The organism is Cupriavidus sp. MEYA8 (assembly GCF_059278825.1).
Map to the genome: position 1 here is coordinate 747,068 of NZ_CM181221.1, position 16,212 is coordinate 763,279.

A 16,212-nucleotide genomic window follows, 5' to 3' on the forward strand; every position below is an offset into this window, starting at 1 on the left:
CGCCACGCCTGCCAACAAGCCAACCCAGCGCCTGCCTGCCGCCGCGGCGGGCCGCCCGCGGCCGCCCTGGCGGCGCCGCACTGGAAGCCGTCATGTCCATGAATTTTCCCCTCCCGAGCGAAGCGGCCGATGCCAACGCATCGCTGCCGGCGCCCGCCATGCCCGAACCGGAAGCGGCGCCGCTGCCCGCATCGGCCACCACTGCCGCGCCGGCCGACGCCGGCGGCGCGGCGCGCGACCTGTCCGGGTTGGCGTGGCTCGCGCCGAGCCTGCGCGGCGCGCTCGAAGACGCGGCCGCGGAGCTGGGCCACTACGTCGATGAAATCCGCCAGGCGCCCGAGGCGCTGGGCGCGCGCGATACCACCTCGCTGCGGCTCGCCGGCCAGCACCTGCACCAGGCGGCCGGGGCGGTGCATATCGTCGGACTGCGCGGCACCGATCCGTACTGCCAGGCGCTGCGGCGCCTGCTCGAGGCCATCGATGCCGGCCAGCTTGCCGCCGATGCGCAGGCGCTGGCGGTGTTCCGCGCCGGCGTGCAGGCACTGGCCGAATATGTCGACGACCTGATGGCCGGCGACGACGAGGCCCCGCTGCGGCTGTTCCAGCCCTACGCCGGCGTGCTGGCGCAACTGCGCGAGGAGCGCGTGCATCCGGCCGACCTGTGGCTCGACGAGCTGCAGATGCTGCCCGGCATGCTGCTGCCGGCGCGCAGCCCCGCCGCCATCACGCGCGCGCGCCAGCAGTTCGAGGCCACGCTGCTGAAGGCCATGCGCCTGCCCGCCGCGTGCCAGGACCCGGCCCTGCTGCGCGAGGCCTGGCTGCCACTGCATGCGGCGCTGGATGAAGTGCGCGCCAACGAGCAGGAGCCGCGCCGCGCCGCCGACCACCCGGACCGCGACGTGTGGCATGTGCTGGGGCTGGTGTTCCGCGCGCTTGCATATGGACTGCTGCCGTCCGACCTGCTGGCCAAGCGCTTTGCCGGGCGTGCCAACCTGCTGCTGCGCCAGTACCAGCAAGGGCATGTGCGCGTGCCGCAGGCGCTGCTGAACGATGCCGTGTTCCTGCTGGTGTGCACGGGGCTGGCGAAAACGGCTGCCGCAGACGCGGTCCAGGCCGATGGCGCGGCTGCCGCGCGCAGCGTCATCGCCCGTACGCTGGCGGCCTTCCGGCTCGACGCCGCGCACGCGGTGGCCGATGCCGACTTCCGGCTGCGCTACTACGGCTGGCTCGACCCGATCGATACGCGCAACCTGCAGCAGGCCGCCGCGGGGCTGGAGCAGGCCGCTGCCGGCGACCAGGCCGGCTGGGAAACCGCGCTGGCGGCGCTCGCCGAAGCCGCGCAGCCGCTGGGACAGCCGCCGCTGCAGCGCTGCCTGTCGCAGGCGGCGGTGTCGGCCGCGGGGCCCGACTGGGAGCGTAGCCGTGCCGCAGCGCTGGGCGCCACCGGCATCGCGTTGTTCCTGGCGCGTGCGCTCGCCTTGCCGTGGCGCGTGCACGGACAATCCGCCCATCCCGCCGCGGCGCGCTTTGCCGCGCAGTGCGAGGCACTGGCCGACTGCCTGCACCAGTCGCTGTCGGATCCCGCCGTGGGCGCGCCGGCGTGGCTGGCCAGCATGGTCGACGATGCGCGCGCGCAGGCGCTGCGCGGCGAGGCCGTGGCGCAGCTGCGCGCGCACCTCGACAGCGGCGAATCGTGGCTGGACAGCTATGACCGCAACGCCGCGCGTGCCGACGGCGCCGGCCACCTGCGCGATGCGCGCCAGGCGTTCGCGGCGCTGGGCAACACGCTGGAGCGGCTGCAGGCGTCGCCGGCGCTACCGGCCGCGCTGACCGGCGACGCGGGCAGGGCCATGGCTGCGGTGCAGGCTGTCAATGAGCGGCTGGCCGCGGTTGGCGATGCCTCCCACGCTTCCGATGCCGCCTTGCGCACCGAACTGCTCGCCGCCGTGGCGGCAGAGCTGGGCACCGTCCATGCCTTTGCCGATGCGCTTGAATTCGGCCGCGCCCGCCGTCAAGACATCCCCGCCGAAGTCGCAGCCGCCGATGACGGGCGCGCTTTCCAGCATCCGCTCGCTGCCGCGCGCGACGCCGCGGCCGAAGCGCTGCACGCCGGCCCCATGCCCGACGCACCGCAGGTGCAGCGGCTGCGTGCCGCGCTGCAGGCACTGGCAGACCAGGCCGCGATCGACGACAATGCGCCGCTGCGGCGCCGCGCCGCCGATGCCACCACCCAATGCAATGCCTGGCTGGCTGGCAGCGACGATGCCGCCGGCCGCCTGATGCTGGCGCTGGCAGATGCCGCGGGCGAACCCGAACCCGCGCCCCTGCCTGCCGCTGCCGCAGAGCCGGCCCTGCCCGCCGCCGGCGACAGCGCGGCGGTCGATGCCGAGCTGCTCGACATCTTCCTGAACGAAGCCGACGAGGTACTGGGCGGTATTGCCGGCGACCTCAACGCAGGTGTCGATGCCTTGGGCGATGCCGACACGCTCAGCCGCGTGCGGCGCGCCTTCCATACGCTCAAGGGCTCGAGCCGCATGGTCGGGCTGCATCGCTACGGCGAAGCCGCCTGGGCGGTGGAGCAGGTGATGAACCTGTGGATCGCCGAGGCGCGCGCGCCGGCGCCGGCGCTGCTGTCGCTGCTGCGCCGCGCGCACGCCGAGCTCTCGGTGTGGGTGGCACAGCTGCACCGCGATGCAGCTGCGGCGCACGACATCGCGCCGCTGGTGGCGACCGCCGAGGCGGTGCGCGACGGCGGCCTGGCGACGGCCGACGAGGCGGTGCCAGCCGAGCCCTCCATCCCCGAAGGAGCTCCGCGCGCAGCGTCCGCGGACGACAGCCAGCCGGGCGCGGCGGCACCGCAGGACACGCCCGCCGACGACGACAACGTCATTCCGTTCCGCCTGGCCGGCGGCTTGTCCAGCGACGAGGACAACTACAAGGTCATCGGCCCGGTGCGCATCGGCCTGGCGCTCTACAACGTCTACCTGCAAGAGGCCGACGACCTGCTGCGCCAGTTCGCCACCGATGTCTCCGAATGGCGCCACGAGGACCATCCGTGCCCGAGCGAACTGGCGCTGCGCGTGGCGCACACGCTGCAGGGCAGTGCCTCGACCGTGGGGCTGGAGCCGGTGCGCGAGATCGCCGAAGCGCTGGAAGGACTGCTGCTGCAGCTGGGCTCGCACCCGGTGGCGATGCATCCGGGCGACTTCCGCCTGCTGGAGCAGGCGGTTGAACGGCTGCGCGGCATGCTGCACCAGTTTGCCGCCGGCGTGTGGCCGCAAGCCGACGCCGGCCTGCGCCGCAGCCTGGTGGAATTCGGCGAACGCGCCTTGCTGCGCCCGCGCGTGGCCGTGCCCGCAGCGTCCGCGCCGGTGGATGACATGGCGCAGCTTTATGGCCAGCCGCCGCACGGGGACGACGAAGTGCCGCTGGTGGCTGAGCCCGCGCCTGCGCCGGCCCAGCCCGCGCCGCCTGCGCAGCATGATGCCGTGGTGATCGCGCTGCCGACTTCGCACCGGCCGCCGGTCGCGGTGGCGGCCGGCGACGCTGCGGCCCGCGCGTCTGACGCCGCGCCTGACCCGGCGCTGGTCCAGATATTCCTCGAGGAAGCCCAGGGCACGCTGCCCGAACTCGGCAAGCTGGTGCGCACCTGGGAAGCGGCGCCGGCGGACACGCGCCACGGCGGACTGGTGCTGCGCGCGTTGCATACGCTCAAGGGCAGTGCGCGCATGGCGGGCGCGATGGCGCTGGGCCAGGCCGCGCACGAGATGGAGACGCTGCTCGATGCCAGCCTGCGCGCGCAGGCCGGGCAGGGCGCCGGGCCGCAGCTGTTCGCGCGCCTCTACGCCTGGTACGACCGCATCCTCGCGCACGCCGAAGCGCTGCAGGCCGGACGCCTGCTGCCCGTCGACGACCCCGATGTGATCAACGGCCTCAGCGTGTCGCCGCAGGATGAGGCGGAACCCGCTGCCGAAGCGCACCCTGAAGCGGCCCTGGATCCTGCCGCCGACGTTGCCGGTGCGGGCTCCATGCTGCCGGTCATGCCCGGGCCCGCGGACGTGATGGTGCCGATGCCGCCCACCGGGCCCACGCCGGCCGCCGAGCCGCAGCGTGCGCTGGTGCGCGTGCAGGCGCGCGCGCTCGATACGCTGATCAACGAGGCGGGTGAAGTCGGCGCGACGCGCGCGCGGCTCGACAGCGAACTCGACGCGATGCGCACCTACCTGGGCGAACTCAACGACAACGTGGCGCGCCTGCGCGGCCAGTTGCGCGAGATCGAGATCCAGGCCGAATCGCAGATGGCGTCGCGCATCGCCGACGCGCAGCACAAGCAGGAGTTCGACCCGCTCGAGTTCGACCGCTTCACCCGCTTCCAGGAACTGACGCGGATGATGGCCGAATCGGTCAACGACGTGGCCACCGTCGAGCAGAACCTGCAGCGCGGCTTCGACCGCGCCGCCGGCGACCTGGCCGCACAGGCGCGGCTGACGCGCGGGCTGCAGCGCAGCCTGATGCAGGCGCGCATGGTGCAGTTCGACGCGCTGGCCGAGCGCCTGTACCGCGTGGCGCGCCAGGCCGCCGCGGAGACCGGCAAGGAAGTGCGGCTGCTGATCAAGGGCGGCACGGTGGAGATCGACCGCTCCGTGCTGGACCGCATGGCCGGCCCGATCGAACACCTGATCCGCAACGCGGTGGTGCACGGGATCGAGCCCGCGCCGCAACGCCGCGCCGCCGCCAAGCCCGCCACGGGCGCGCTGACGCTCGAGGTGCAGCAGGAAGGCAACGAAGTGGTGCTGCACTTCGTCGACGACGGCAACGGGCTGGACCTGGCGCGCATCCGTGCGCGCGCGGTCGAGCGCCGCCTGCTCGCGCCGGACGACGACGCCGGCGAGGCACGCCTGACCGAGATGATCTTCACCCCCGGCTTTTCCACGGCGGACACGGTTTCCGAGCTGGCCGGGCGCGGCGTCGGCATGGACGTGGTGCGCGCCGAGACCGTGGCGCTGGGCGGCCGCATCACGCTGGCCTCGAAGGCCGGGCAGGGCACCACCTTCACCGTGCACCTGCCGCTGACCACGGCCATCACGCAGGTGCTGGTGTTCTCGCTGGGCGCGCGGCGCTATGCCGTACCCAGCGGCATGATCGACCAGGTGCAGCAGCTGCGCGCGCCGGCGCTGGTGGAGGCCTACAACCAGGGACGCTTCGCCGTGGCCGGCGCCGAGGTGCCGTTCTTCTATTTCGGCGCGCTGCTGGAAGAGGGCAACGGCGTGGCAGCCGGCCGCAAGTACTCGCCGGTGGTGCTGGTGCGCAGCGGCGCCGAACGTGTCGCCGTGCACGTGGACGAGGTGGTCGGCAACCGCGAAGTGGTGGTCAAGCACATCGGGCCGCAGCTGGCGCGGCTGGAAGGCATTGCCGGCGCGACCACGCTCGGCGACGGCGAGATCGTGCTGATCTACAACCCGGTGGTGCTGGCGCAGCGGCTGCTGCGCGAGCGCGGCCAGCCCGCGCCGCAGCAGGTGGTTCCCGCGGAGTCCGCGCCGGAGTTGGCGCCGCAGTTGGCGCAACCGGTGGCCGGGCCGCTGGGCGCGGTCGCCGAACTGGCCGGCGACGGCAGCGCCGCGCCGGTGCGGGGCCTGGCGCTGCAGCCCACGGTGATGGTGGTTGACGATTCGCTGACCGTGCGCAAGGCGACCCAGCGTCTGCTCGGCCGCGCCGGCTACCAGGTGGTGCTGGCGCGCGACGGCGTGGATGCGCTCAAGCAGCTGCAGGACGTGATGCCGGATGCGATGCTGGTGGACATCGAGATGCCGAACATGGACGGCTTTGACCTGACCCGTAACGTGCGGTCCGACTCGCGTACCGCGCACATGCCGCTGGTGATGATCACCTCGCGCACGGCGGACAAGCATCGCCGCTATGCGGAGGAGATCGGCGTCAACGTCTACCTCGGCAAGCCGTATAACGAAGACCACCTGCTGGCCACGCTGCAGCGCCTGCTGGGCGCGCGCGCTGCGGGGACGGCGGCATCGGTGGCGCAGATGCTGGGCGAGGGGCCGCCCGCCTGAGTGTTTGCTCCCTTCTCCCGCTTGCGGGAGAGGGAGACCACCGTCAGTTTGCGTAAGGCATTCGGCAAAAAGCATCCCGCCAAAAGAAAAAGCGCGGCATCGCAAGACGCCGCGCTGTTCCTCTCCTCCAACAACGCCGCGTCGCGGCGCTGCCACCCTGAAACCTACCAGCGCATCTGGTTGTTGCGCCCGCCGGTGCTCACCGTGGCCGTCTTGGTACGGCCCTGGTAAGTCGCCCGCACGCTGTACGTGCCGCTCGGCGCCCTCAGCAGGCAGCGCGGCCCGTCGGCGACAAAGCTCGCCACTTCCTTGTTGCCGCGCATCAGCTTCACGTCGACATCGGACAGGTACTCGCCGCGATCGCCCTGGGTAAACAGCAGGCTCATGTTGAAGTTGCGTGCCAGCCGTTGCAGCGCGACCTGCTCGTCCTCGGCGACGCCGCCGCAGATATAGGTCACCGGTCCCGCGGTACGCTGCACCATGGCGTCCCGTGGCGGCGGAGGCGGCGGCGTGGTCAGCGGCGGGCGTGGCTGGGCCGCGGTCGGCGGCGGAGCGGGCACGGCAGGTGCGGCGCCGCCCGGTGCCGGTGCCGGCGAGGCCGTTGGCGGCGGGGCTGCAGTACCCGGTGCCGGTGCCGGCGGCGCAGGCTGGGCCACTGGCGGCGGCATGGTGGTGGGCTGCTGCGTCGCGGGCGGGCTCACGCCCGGCGTTGGCGCGATGGCACCAGCCGGGGCAGGGGCGGTCGCTGCCGGAGCAGCCGGTGCCGGAGCAGTAGCTGCCGGAGCTGGCGCAGGCGTGGCGGATGCGGGCGCGGCTTCGACCACGGGTGCCTGGGCATGGCTGGCCGCCGGGACAAGGGCCAGCAGCGCGACCACGCCGGCGCTTAGCGCGATCACAAGGCGCTTGACGCGAGTGCGGCGTGCGAGCCGCGCTTCGACGCGCTTCAGTGACTGGGTAGGGGCAAACGGGGGCAGGTGCGGCATCGTGGCCTCCTTGGCAATCTTAAGGATTCACATGCCCGGAGGACCCCGTGTGGATCACTCCGGGTGTCTTCCTTTCCATGCTAGGGCGCAAGCCGGGACCACACTGCCGGGTGTGGTCCTACATCGGCGTCAGCGGATGGCGCATTGTCGCCGCACGAGCGCCGCGCCAGGCACTTGCGCAGATCCCATGAAAAAACGGCGCTTTCCTTGCCGGAAAGCGCCGTTGCAGGCTACCCGCGACGCGCTTGCTTACCTGCGGCTCACCAGCCGGGCCGGGACCGACAGCGTCAGCGCCGCGCCTACCACCAGGCACGCGGCCAGCAGGTACATGCCGGAGTCCGTGCTCCTGGTCAGGTCCTTGAGCCAGCCCACCGCATACGGGCTGAGAAAGCCGGCGAGGTTGCCCAGCGAGTTGATCAGCGCAATGCCCGCGGCCGCGCCGGTGCCGGCCAGGAACGACGTGGGCAGGCTCCAGAACAGCGGCAACGTGGTCAGGATGCCGATGGTGGCCAGCGTCAGCGCGAACATGGCCAGCGTGGTATCGGTGGCCCAATGCACCGACAGCAGCAGGCCGAACGCGCCGAGCAGCGCCGGGATTGCGATATGCCAGCGCCGTTCGCCGCTGCGGTCGGCGCTGTGCGCCACCAGCACCATGCCGATCACCGCGCAGCCATACGGGATCGCGGTCAGCAGGCCGATGTCGAGCGCGCTCTTCACGCCGGTCTGCTTGATGATGGTCGGCAGCCAGAAGCTGACGCCGTACAGGCCCATGACGAAGCAGAAGTAGATCGCGCTCATCAGCCAGACGCGCGGGCTGAACATCACGGTGCGGATCGGCGGGTCTTCCTTGTGCGCGTCTTCAGCGGCGATGTTGCGCTCGAGCAGCGCCTTTTCCTCGCCTGTCAGCCACTTGGCGTGCGCGATGCGGTCATCCAGGTAGGCCAGCACCCACAGCCCCACCAGGATCGACGGCACGCCTTCCAGCAGGAACATCCACTGCCAGCCCGACCAGCCGTTGTGGCCGTCGAACGACTGCATGATCCACCCCGACAGCGGGCCGCCGATCACGCCCGACAGCGCGATCGCGGTCATGAAGAAGGTGGTGGTGCGCCCGCGCCGGTTGGCCGGGTACCAGTAGGTCAGGTACAGGATGATGCCGGGGAAGAAGCCGGCCTCGGCAATGCCAAGCAGGAAGCGCAGCACGTAGAACATGGTCGGCGTGGTGACGAACATCATCGCCGCCGAGATCGCGCCCCAGGTGATCATGATGCGCGCGATCCAGATGCGCGCGCCCACCTTGTGCAGGATCACGTTGCTGGGCACTTCGAACAGGAAGTAGCCGATAAAGAAGATGCCTGCGCCCAGCCCGTAGATCGTCTCGCTGAATTTCAGGTCGTTGAGCATCTGCAGCTTGGCGAAGCCGACGTTGACCCGGTCCAGGTAGGCCACCACGTAGCACAGCAGCAGGAAAGGCACCAGGCGCCAGCTCACCTTGCGGTAGGTGGCATCTTCAAAGGCGGCGTCGCCGACGCCGGGGGTTACTGCGGTCGTTGTCATGCCGTCTCCTGAGGATGTTTGCGTTCTTGCGACGCGGTACAGCGGTGTTACGACAAGGAAATGCCGGTGAAGCAGGGCTCAGACGCAGCGCCCGCCGTCGACTTCGATGCAGGTGCCGGTGATGAAGGCGGCTTCGTCGGAAGCCAGGTAGAGGCAGGCATTGGCCACGTCCTGCGGCGTCGACATGCGCCCCATCGGGATGGTGGCGAGGAACTTCGCGCGGTTCTCGGGCGTGTCGGGCATGCCCATGAATTCTTCAAGCAGCGCGGTGGCGCCGATCACCGGGTTGACGCAGTTGACGCGGATATTGTCCTTGCCCAGCTCGGCCGCCATGGCCTTGCTGGCGGTGATGACCGCGCCCTTGCTGCCGTTGTACCAGACCAGCCCAGGCCGCGGGCGGATGCCGGCGGTGGAGGCGATATTGACGAACACGCCGCCGCCGCGCTGGCGGAAGTGCGGGATGAAGGCGCGCGCCGACCAGTAGATGCTTTTGACGTTGACCGCATAGACGCGGTCGAACTCATCCTCGGTGACGTCGAGGATGGGCTTGTTGCGATGGGTGGTGCCGGCGTTGTTGACGACGATATGCACGTCGCCGAAGGCGGCCAGCGCGGCCTCGCGCATGGCCTCGGTATCGTCGCCGCGCGAGACGTCGGCGCGCACCGCGCGCGCCTGGCCGCCGGCCTCGCGGATCGCCGCGGCCACGCGCTCGGCGCCGTCTTCGCGCAGGTCGGCCACCAGCACGCTGGCGCCCTCGCGGGCGAAGGTATGGGCGATGCCTTCGCCGAAGCCGGAACCGCCGCCGGTGACGATCGCTACCTTGTTGGCCAGTCTCATCGCTTGTCTCCTTGTGTTGTGATTTTCGGTGATCGGTGCGGGGAATCGTTCAGTGCGGCGATATCAATGCGAAAACGGCCCCCGCCCGCGCAACGCATTCGCGACCATCATCACCGCCAGCAAAAACGGCAGCGCCACATACAGGCACCAGTGCACGCGGTCGCCCACCACATCGCCCCACTTGCGCTTGAACACCTGCAGCCGCGGCATGCCGGAGGGATTGGTGGCGCGCTTGTTCCGCACGTGCCACGCCATCCAGAAAAAGAAGATGGCAAATGCGACGGAAAGGAAGTTGATGTTACCCATGTTGGATGGCGATGGTTTTCAGTGTGGTGAATCCGTACAGCGCCTCGAAGCCCTTTTCGCGGCCGTAGCCGGACTGGCCGCTGCCGCCGAAGGGCAGCTCAACGCCGCCGCCGGCACCGTAGTTGTTGATAAAGACCTGGCCCGCGCGCAGCTTGTGCGCCAGGCGCAGCTGGCGTCCGCCGTCGCGGGTCCAGACGCCGGCGACCAGGCCGTAGGGCGTGCCGTTGGCCAGCGCGATGGCTTCGGCCTCGGTGTCGAAGGGCATGGCCGCCAGCAGCGGGCCGAACACTTCTTCCTGTGCCAGCCGATGCGCGGGCGGCACATCGCGGAACAGCATCGGCACCTGGTAGTAGCCGGCCTCGGGCGCCTCGGCCACGATCTGGCCCTGCGCCATCACCGCCACGCCGGCGTGCTGCGCGTCGGAGACGAAGTCCCACACGCGCTGCTGCTGCTTGCGGCTGATCAGCGGGCCGCATTCGAGGTCGAGTTCGGCCGGGCCCACGCGCAGCGACTCGAACACCGAGGCAATGCGGTCGAGCAGCGCGTTATAGACCGGGCGCTCCACCAGCAGGCGGCTGCCGGCCGAGCAGGTCTGGCCGGCGTTCTGCACGATGCCGTTGACCACCACCGGCACCAGCGCATCGATGTCGGCATCGGCAAACACGATCTGCGGCGACTTGCCGCCCAGTTCCAGCGTGACCGGCACGTGGTTCTCGGCGGCCAGCTGCGACACCAGCTTGCCGGTCTGCGGCGAGCCGGTGAACGAGATGTGGTGGATGCCGGGATGGCGCGCCAGCGCGGCGCCGGCTTCGTGGCCGTAGCCGGTGATGATATTGAGTGCGCCTTCGGGCAGGCCGGCCTCGGCGGCGATCTCGGCCACGCGCAGCAGCGACAGGCAGGCGTCCTCGGCCGGCTTGACCACGCAGGCATTGCCGGCAGCCAGCGCCGCGCCCACGCTGCGGCCGAAGATCTGCAGCGGGTAGTTCCACGGGATGATGTGGCCGGTCACGCCGTGCGGCTCGCGCACCGTCAGCACGGTGTAGCCGGGGTTGTAGGGGATGGTCTGGCCGTGCAGCTTGTCGACCGCGCCGGCGTAGAACTCGAAGTAGCGCGCCACCGCGCGGGCGTCCGCGCGGGCCTGGCGCAGCGGCTTGCCGGTATCGCGCGCTTCCAGCGCGGCCAGTTCCTCTTCATGCGCGATCAGCGCCACGGCGACGCGGTTGAGCAGGCGCACGCGCTCGGCCGGGGCCATCTGGCCCCAGGCGCCCTCGGCGGCCTGGCGCGCGGCGTGGACCGCAACGTTGACGTCGGTGGCGTTGCCGCGGGCGATCTCGGCGAAGGGCTCGCCGTTGGACGGGTCGAACACCTTGATGCGCAGGCCGTTGTCCGGCGCGATCAGGCGGTTGGCAACAAAGTGCTGGGCATGCATGGGTGGCTCCGGGGCAGCACGAAGGCTGCGGCTATTCAGTGTCGGCTGAAGAATGCGCCATTATCGCGCACGCGGGCGTCGCTGCAACGCGTTGCAGCGGGCAGGGAAGTCAGAACGGGCCTGGCTTGTCAGCAACCGGTCAGGCGCGAGCCGTTATAATGCCCGCCATCCGACAACACAGCGCAGGCATCTGGAGAACCGCATGAGCTTCAACCTCGTCACCCCGGGCAAGGACATCCCCAACGATTTCAACGTCATCATCGAGATCTCGGCCCAGAGCGATCCGGTGAAGTACGAGGCAGACAAGGAAACCGGCCTGCTGTTCGTGGACCGCTTCATCGGCACCGGCATGCGCTATCCGGCCAACTACGGCTACATTCCGCAGACCCTGTCGGGCGACGGCGACCCGGTGGACGTGCTGGTGCTGTCCCCGTTCCCGATCCTGGCCGGCGCCGTGGTGCGCTGCCGTGCACTCGGCATGCTGAAGATGACCGACGAGTCGGGCGTGGACGCCAAGCTGGTCGCCGTGCCGGTGGACAAGCTGTCGCCCGCCACCGCCTACATGAAGGGCCTGTCGGACGTGCCGCAAAACCTGCTGGACCAGATCAAGCACTTCTTTGAGCACTACAAGGCACTGGAAGCCGGCAAGTGGGTCAAGGTCGAAGGCTGGGCCGGCATCGAGGAAGCCCACAAGGAAATCACCGACGGCGTGGCCAACTACAAGAAGTAAGCTGAACCGTCGCTGAAGAAACCCCGCCGCGGCGGGGTTTTTTGTTGCCCGTCGCTTGATGGCGGTTAGGACTCGTCCGTGCCGCTTGCGCTACGCTCGGTCCGTGTCAACCAGGAAGGAGAACCCACCATGAACCGCGCTACTCAGGGCATCAAGCCGATGCAGGGCCTGCCGGAAGTGTTGTCGCCATCGCGCCGCTATGACCGGCTCGCGGTGTGCTTCCATTGGGCGGTGTTCGTGCTGGTGGCGCTGGCGTATGCGGCCATCGAACTGAAGGGCAACTTCGACAAGGGCACGCCGGCGCGCGTGCTGGCCATGGACATCCATGAATGGGCCGGGGCGCTGGTGCTGGTTCTGGCGGTGCCGCGGCTGCTGTGGCGGCTGGTGCGCGGCGCACCGGCGCCGGAACCCGGCCCGCGCTGGATGCATCTGGCGGGAGAAGCCATGCACTGGGTGCTGTACCTGTTCATCCTGGCGCAGCCGCTGCTGGGACTGCTGGCGATGAATGCCGGCGGGCACCTGCTGGCGCTGCCTTCGCTGGGGATCGAAGTGCCCGCGCTGGTGGCGGCGGACCCCGCGCTGAAGGACACGGTCAAGGCCGTCCACGAAACGCTGGGGACCGCGTTCTACCTCGTCATCGGGCTGCATGCGATGGCTTCGCTGTTCCACCACTACATGCTGGGCGACAACACGCTGCGGCGCATGTGGCGCTGAGCGCCACGGCGGCTCAGGAACGGGCAAAGGGATTGCGTTCGCCCAGTTCGTCCAGGTAAGCGTCGATGCCGTGGCGCTCGCGCGCGAGGAAGCGCTCCACGGCATCGGCAAAGTCGGGATGCGCCAGCCAGTGCGCCGAGCGCGTCGCCACCGGCAGGAAGCCGCGCGCCATCTTGTGCTCGCCCTGCGCGCCGCCTTCGAAGGTGCGGATGCCGTGGGCGATGCAGAACTCCAGCGGCTGGTAGTACGCGGTCTCGAAGTGCAGGCAGGGGTGGTATTCGAGCGCGCCCCAGTAGCGGCCGTACAGCGTGCTGACCTGCGGCGCATCGTCGTACACCAGCAGCGACGAGGCGATCGGCTGGCCCGCGCGCTCGGCCACCACCAGCAGCAGGTGCTGCGGCATCGCCGCGCCGATGCGCCGGAAGAAGTCCAGGTTCAGGTAGGGCGTGGAATGGTGCTCGCGATAGGTCTGGCGGTAGCAGCGGTTGAAGAAGCGCCAGGCCTCTTCATCGATCTCGTGGCCGCGCAGGTGGCGGAAGGTGATGCCGGCCTGCGCCACCTGGCGCCGTTCGGCGCGGATGTTCTTGCGCTTCTTCTGTGACAGCGTGGCGAGGAAGTCGTCGAAACTGGCGTAGGGCTTGCTGCCACCTTCGCCGCCATTGGTCCAGTGGAACTGCACGCCGTGCCGCATCAGCATGCCGGCCTGCTGCATCAGCCCGGCTTCGGCCTCGTCGGGAAAAAGAACATGCAGCGACGACATGCCGCTTTCCGCCGCCAGCGCGAGCGCCACCTCCAGCAGCAGCCGGCGGGCCTGCGCATCTTCAGCGAGCAGCCGCGCGCCGCGCACCGGCGTGAACGGTATCGCCGACAGCCACTTGGGGTAGTACTCGATGTTGTGGCGGGCATACGCATCGGCCCAGGCCCAGTCGAACACGTACTCGCCGTACGAATGCGCCTTGGCATAGAGCGGCATTGCCGCGGCCAGCCGGTCGCCCGCCCACAACGTCAGGAAGCGCGGATGCCAGCCGGTCTCGGCGCATGCGCTGCCGCTGGCATGCAACGCATGCAGGAAAGCGTGGCGCAGGAACGGCGTGGGTTCGGGCTGGCGCGCCAGCAGCGCGTCCCAGGCGGCCGGGTCGATCTCGGCCAGGTCGGAGACGATGCGCGTCTGGTAGTCCGAAATGTCCGCTTGGTGGACCTTCTGGTCGTCTGCGCGGCTGCCTGTGGCCGCCGTGTCGCCGGAATCCGACTGCATGGGCTGTAGCTGAAGGGGTGGAGACGGGATTGCCGCGCGCGACGGCGCATGGCGCGGCTCGAGTCTACCGGAAACGGCGTGCAGGCGCTGCGGCAAGGCACGGGCGGCGCGCCCCCGGGTAGCGACGTAGAATGGCGGATATGCGTCACCCCCAGGTTCAGGCGCGGATGACCCGCCCCATGCCTGCCATACCCCAGGGCCCGAAATGAAGACTCCGTTTTTCAACCTCTATTCCCACGGCTTTGCCCGCGTGGCGGTCGGCGTGCCGGTCTGCCGCGTGGCCGATCCGGCTTTCAATGCGCGCGAGACGCTGGCGCTGGCCACGCAGGCTGCGCAGCGCGGCGCGGTGCTGGCCGCGTTCCCCGAGCTGGGCCTGTCGGCCTACACCTGCGACGACCTGTTCCACCAGCGCACGCTGCTCGATGCGTGCGAGGCGGCGCTCGGCACCATCGTCGAAGCTTCGCGCAAGCTGCCGCTGGCGATGGTGGTGGGCATGCCGCTGCGCGTGCAGCACCAGCTGTTCAACTGCGCCGTGGTGGTGGCCGCGGGCCGTGTGCAGGGCGTGGTGCCAAAGTCGTTCCTGCCCAACTACTGGGAATTCTATGAAGGGCGCCAGTTCAGCGCGGCCGACTGCGCCACGGTCGACAGCGTGCGGCTGCTGGGCCAGGACGTGCCGTTCGGCGCCGGGCTGCTGTTCGATATCGAAGGGCTGCCGTTCTTCCGCTTCCATGCCGAGATCTGCGAAGACGTGTGGGTGCCGGTGCCGCCGTCGTCGTTCGCCGCGATGGCGGGCGCAACCGTGCTGGTGAACCTGTCGGCATCGAATATCGTGATCGGCAAATCGGGCTACCGGCACCAGCTGGTGTCGCAGCAGTCGGCGCGCTGCCTGGCGGCGTACCTGTACACCTCGGCCGGCAAGGGCGAGTCGTCCACCGACCTGGCCTGGGACGGGCAGGCATTGATCTACGAGAACGGCGAAATGCTGGCCGAATCCGAGCGTTTCTCCGACGACTCGCACCTGCTGTTCGCCGACGTCGATGTCGAGCGCCTGTCGCGCGAACGCATGCACCAGGTCACCTTCGGCCATTCGGTGCGCCGGCACAAGGCCGAGGTGGAAGCGTTCCGCGTGGTCACCTTCGCGCTCGACCTGCCGCGCGAGAAGTCGCTGCCGCTGGCACGCAACGTGGCGCGCTTCCCGTATGTGCCGGCCGATCCGCGCCAGCGCGACGAGCGCTGCATGGAGGTCTACAACATCCAGGTGCAGGCGCTGGTGCAGCGGCTGTCGGCCAGCAAGATCAGCAAGGTGGTGATCGGCGTCTCGGGCGGGCTGGATTCGACGCACGCGCTGCTGGTCTGCGCCAAGGCAATGGACCGGCTGGGACTGCCGCGCGCCAATATACTCGCCTACACCATGCCCGGCTTCGCCACCAGCGACCGCACGCTGGACCAGGCGCGCAAGCTGATGCAGGTGGTGGGCTGCAGCGCCACCGAGATCGATATCCGTCCCAGCTGCCTGGCCATGCTGAAGGACCTGGGCCATCCGTACGCCGCCGGCGAGAAGGTCTATGACGTGACCTTCGAGAACGTGCAGGCCGGCGAGCGCACCAACCACCTGTTCCGGCTGGCCAATTTCCAGGGCGCGATCGTGATCGGCACCGGCGACCTGAGCGAGCTGGCGCTGGGCTGGTGCACCTATGGCGTGGGCGACCACATGTCCCACTACAACGTCAACGCCAGCGTGCCCAAGACGCTGATCTCGCACCTGGTGCGCTGGGTCGCCGAAACCGGCCAGATCGGCGAGGGTGGGGCGGACGTGCTGCTGGCAGTGCTCGATACCGACATCAGCCCCGAGCTGGTGCCCGGCGACAGCAACCATGGCCCGGAGCAGAAGACCGAAAGCACCATCGGGCCGTACGAGCTGCAGGACTTCAACCTCTACTACACGCTGCGCTTCGGCTTCACGCCGTCCAAGATCGCCTTCCTGGCCCAGCACGCCTGGGGCGACCGCGAGCGCGGCGTGTGGCCGTACGGGCCCGAGGTGGCGCGCAACCAGTACGGGCTAGCAGAGATCAAGCGCAACCTCGCGATCTTTCTCGACCGCTTCTTCCGCACCAGCCAGTTCAAGCGGTCCTGCATCCCGAACGCGCCCAAGGTGGGGTCGGGCGGTTCGCTGTCGCCGCGCGGCGACTGGCGCGCGCCGAGCGATTCGGAGTCGGCGGTGTGGCTGGCGGACCTGGAGAAGGTGCCGGACTGATGCCCCAGTGTCGCTGAGCAGTGAAATGGCCAGCACTGTGCGGGCCATTTTCCTGCGGGAGCGCCGTCAGGCGGCAAGCGCT

At 69.8% G+C, this 16,212-nt stretch carries 10 protein-coding genes; 4 read left to right on the plus strand and 6 right to left on the minus strand.

Features of this window, described 5'->3' with window-relative positions:
• Window positions 1-92 precede the first annotated feature (92 nt).
• Complete coding sequence (locus AC5WJ1_RS03475) at window positions 93-6,065, plus strand: hybrid sensor histidine kinase/response regulator (protein WP_195431650.1); 5,973 nt, start codon at window positions 93-95, stop codon at window positions 6,063-6,065.
• 164 nt (window positions 6,066-6,229) lie between these two features.
• Here AC5WJ1_RS03475 and AC5WJ1_RS03480 read toward each other — a convergent pair whose 3' ends face one another.
• From AC5WJ1_RS03480 to AC5WJ1_RS03500, 5 genes are all read right to left on the minus strand, one after another.
• Window positions 6,230-7,048: a hypothetical protein gene (locus AC5WJ1_RS03480; protein WP_135704735.1), complete on the minus strand. Its 819-nt coding sequence runs from the start codon at window positions 7,046-7,048 to the stop codon at window positions 6,230-6,232.
• A gap of 249 nt (window positions 7,049-7,297) precedes the next feature.
• Window positions 7,298-8,605 carry an MFS transporter gene (locus AC5WJ1_RS03485; RefSeq protein WP_133093971.1) on the minus strand — a complete coding sequence of 436 codons (1,308 nt, stop codon included), beginning with the start codon at window positions 8,603-8,605 and terminating at the stop codon, window positions 7,298-7,300.
• Between the two features lie 78 nt (window positions 8,606-8,683).
• Window positions 8,684-9,442: an SDR family oxidoreductase gene (locus AC5WJ1_RS03490; protein ID WP_133093972.1), complete on the minus strand. Its 759-nt coding sequence runs from the start codon at window positions 9,440-9,442 to the stop codon at window positions 8,684-8,686.
• A gap of 63 nt (window positions 9,443-9,505) precedes the next feature.
• Window positions 9,506-9,748: a hypothetical protein gene (locus AC5WJ1_RS03495; protein ID WP_133093973.1), complete on the minus strand. Its 243-nt coding sequence runs from the start codon at window positions 9,746-9,748 to the stop codon at window positions 9,506-9,508.
• Window positions 9,741-11,177 carry an aldehyde dehydrogenase family protein gene (locus tag AC5WJ1_RS03500; RefSeq protein WP_135704737.1) on the minus strand — a complete coding sequence of 479 codons (1,437 nt, stop codon included), beginning with the start codon at window positions 11,175-11,177 and terminating at the stop codon, window positions 9,741-9,743. The genes AC5WJ1_RS03495 and AC5WJ1_RS03500 overlap by 8 nt, the downstream gene beginning before the upstream one ends.
• Window positions 11,178-11,379: 202 nt before the next feature.
• Between AC5WJ1_RS03500 and ppa the strand changes: the two genes are divergently transcribed.
• Both ppa and AC5WJ1_RS03510 read left to right on the plus strand, forming a co-directional pair.
• Complete coding sequence (gene ppa / locus AC5WJ1_RS03505; RefSeq protein ID WP_029045751.1) at window positions 11,380-11,907, plus strand: inorganic diphosphatase; 528 nt, start codon at window positions 11,380-11,382, stop codon at window positions 11,905-11,907.
• 129 nt (window positions 11,908-12,036) lie between these two features.
• Entirely contained in the window at window positions 12,037-12,621 is a 585-nt protein-coding gene (locus tag AC5WJ1_RS03510; RefSeq protein WP_494476373.1) for a cytochrome b, read from the plus strand.
• 13 nt (window positions 12,622-12,634) lie between these two features.
• On the opposite strand, the gene AC5WJ1_RS03515 is transcribed toward AC5WJ1_RS03510, so the two are convergent.
• Window positions 12,635-13,876 carry a GNAT family N-acetyltransferase gene (locus tag AC5WJ1_RS03515; RefSeq protein ID WP_135704739.1) on the minus strand — a complete coding sequence of 414 codons (1,242 nt, stop codon included), beginning with the start codon at window positions 13,874-13,876 and terminating at the stop codon, window positions 12,635-12,637.
• A 205-nt stretch (window positions 13,877-14,081) separates the two neighbouring features.
• Between AC5WJ1_RS03515 and AC5WJ1_RS03520 the strand changes: the two genes are divergently transcribed.
• A complete protein-coding gene (locus AC5WJ1_RS03520; RefSeq protein ID WP_195431649.1) occupies window positions 14,082-16,130 on the plus strand; it encodes an NAD(+) synthase in 2,049 nt (682 codons plus the stop codon).
• The last annotated feature ends 82 nt before the right edge of the window (window positions 16,131-16,212 follow it).

Excerpts from the sequence above, each read along its gene's own strand:
- AC5WJ1_RS03490 (WP_133093972.1), bottom strand. The coding sequence starts at position 9,442 with ATGAGACTGGCCAACAAGGTAGCGATCGTCACCGGCGGCGGTTCCGGC.
- AC5WJ1_RS03520 (WP_195431649.1), top strand. The coding sequence starts at position 14,082 with ATGAAGACTCCGTTTTTCAACCTCTATTCCCACGGCTTTGCCCGCGTG.
- ppa (WP_029045751.1), top strand. The coding sequence starts at position 11,380 with ATGAGCTTCAACCTCGTCACCCCGGGCAAGGACATCCCCAACGATTTC.
- AC5WJ1_RS03500 (WP_135704737.1), bottom strand. The coding sequence starts at position 11,177 with ATGCATGCCCAGCACTTTGTTGCCAACCGCCTGATCGCGCCGGACAAC.
- AC5WJ1_RS03515 (WP_135704739.1), bottom strand. The coding sequence starts at position 13,876 with ATGCAGTCGGATTCCGGCGACACGGCGGCCACAGGCAGCCGCGCAGAC.
- AC5WJ1_RS03510 (WP_494476373.1), top strand. The coding sequence starts at position 12,037 with ATGAACCGCGCTACTCAGGGCATCAAGCCGATGCAGGGCCTGCCGGAA.
- AC5WJ1_RS03475 (WP_195431650.1), top strand. The coding sequence starts at position 93 with ATGTCCATGAATTTTCCCCTCCCGAGCGAAGCGGCCGATGCCAACGCA.
- AC5WJ1_RS03485 (WP_133093971.1), bottom strand. The coding sequence starts at position 8,605 with ATGACAACGACCGCAGTAACCCCCGGCGTCGGCGACGCCGCCTTTGAA.
- AC5WJ1_RS03480 (WP_135704735.1), bottom strand. The coding sequence starts at position 7,048 with ATGCCGCACCTGCCCCCGTTTGCCCCTACCCAGTCACTGAAGCGCGTC.
- AC5WJ1_RS03495 (WP_133093973.1), bottom strand. The coding sequence starts at position 9,748 with ATGGGTAACATCAACTTCCTTTCCGTCGCATTTGCCATCTTCTTTTTC.